This window comes from Kitasatospora sp. NPDC038210 (genome assembly GCF_055600605.1).
The window spans coordinates 1-1,928 of record NZ_JBVJYK010000077.1 but is presented as its reverse complement, the minus strand read 5'-3'; the positions used below and the strand labels follow the sequence as shown (position 1 = coordinate 1,928).

Genomic DNA, 1,928 nt, shown 5'->3' with positions numbered 1-1,928 from the left:
GCCGCCGCGCACTGGGACGGCGGCCAGTCGATCGAGTGGACCCTGTACGTCAGCCCCGGCGCCGTCCGGATCGGCTCGCACGACTCCCAGGCCAAGGAGCGAGCGGCCCTGCGAGCCTGCCAGCGCCGCGAGGCGTCGGTGAAGGCGCTCTACGCCGACCACGTCTTCGCCGAGGCCGTGAGGGCCGTCGGCGCCCGCCAGCAGGCCGGGCAGGACCCGACCGCCGCCGAGCTCGCGGCCGAGGCCGAGGCGGCCCGCCAGGAGCACGAGGACGTGCAGCTCGCGGTGCCGCTGGAACCGGCCTACCTCGACGGGCTCGGCGACGCGGCCACCCGCCGCAACCGCGAGGGCTGGTGGGAGCGGGTCATCGAGCAGGCCCGCCTCTACCCCGACGCCGACTTCCCCGAGCCCACGGTCCGCGGACGGATCTTCGGCCTGTCCAACAAGGCCCGCAACCGCATGACCTACACCCTGGCCGCGCTGGACTACACGCCGCTGATCGCGCGGGCCGGTGACCGGCAGGTGCCGATCCACACGCTGACCTACGGTGACGACTGGCTGTCCGTCGTGCCGGACGGCCGGGTGTTCCACGAGCACATGGACCAGTTCTGGCGCTACCACGAGCGCGCCTGGGGACGGCTGACGCCGGTCACCACCTACTTCAACGAGGACGGGAAGAAGGTTTCCAACGCGGTGGTCGACCGCATCCGGCTCGCCGCCCGGATCAAGGCCCGTCAACTCCCGTCCGTGTCGGACGTCGCCCGATCGAACGACGTTGAGGCCGAGCTCAAGGCCGCCGGCATCACCTCGGTCGAGACCGAGATGTGGAAGGGCGACCGGATCATCGCCGTCTGGAAGCTCGAGTTCCAGCGGCGCGGGGCGCCCCACGTGCACATCTTCATGTGCGAGCCCGAGGGCCGCGCCCGCGTCCCCGAGCGCGGCATCCGCCCGGTCGGCGCGGGCTGCACCTACAAGACCTGGCTGTCCCGGGTGTGGACCCACATCGCCTACGGTTCCCCGGCCTGCCCGGCCTCGCTCAAGGGCGGGAAGTGCGCCCCGCTCCGCCAGGCCCGCGACGACCACGGCCAGGTGCTCACCGTGCCCGCCGTCATCGGCAAGGACCGCAAGACCGGCGAACCGCTCGTCGTGCAGGAGCCGGTGGAGACCGGCTGCCCCGGCCGCCACGACGTCCGCGAGGCCGCTGTCGAGCGGCACGCCTACGCCCGCCGCTGCCCGCACGAGGTCGCCAAGCACCGCCAGGAGCACGAGAAGGCCGGCACCCGCCGCACCCGGGCCGAGGCCGAGGCCCACCTGCCCGGCCCCGACCAGCCGTGCGCCCACGCCGCCGAGCACATCGCCGCCGACGCGGCCAAGCACCTGACCGCCGGGACCGGCGTCGACTACGACACCACCCACGGCATCACCGACCCCGCCACCGCCGCCCGGTACTTCGCCAAGCACGGGCAGTTCAACGCCAAGCGCTACCAGGACGACATGCCGGAGGAGTGGAAGGCCGCCGAGCGCGAGGAGTCCGGCAAGAAGGGCTCCCACCGCTCCCAGTGGCGCGAGCAGGCCAAGGCCGAAATCACCGAGATCGACGCGGCCGGCGGCCTGCCCGAAGGCTGGATCGACACTGCCCTCGAAGAGGACGAGGACGGCAACTCCCCTGGTACCGGCCGGGTCTGGGGCTACAAGGGCTTGAAGAAGGCCGAGAAGCCGATCCGGGTCACCGCCAGCGAGGCCGAGGCCCTGGCCCGCACCTGCCGCAAGCACGCCCGCTCGATGGACTCCACCGTGCTGGTGGAGGAGATGAAGGAGCTCACCGACCGCCACGGCCTGCCGGTGCTCGACGCCGACGGCGAGCCGGTCACCGTGCCCACCGGACGGCGCGTCGTGCAGCCCCGCGCCACCCGCGGCTCCAGCTGGAG

1 protein-coding gene is annotated in these 1,928 nt (G+C 73.1%); it reads left to right on the top strand.

What is annotated here, in order from left to right:
- Positions 1-1,928, top strand: a 1,928-nt coding sequence (locus tag ACZ7KX_RS42645; RefSeq protein WP_470331335.1) for a hypothetical protein, incomplete at both ends; no start/stop codon positions are given.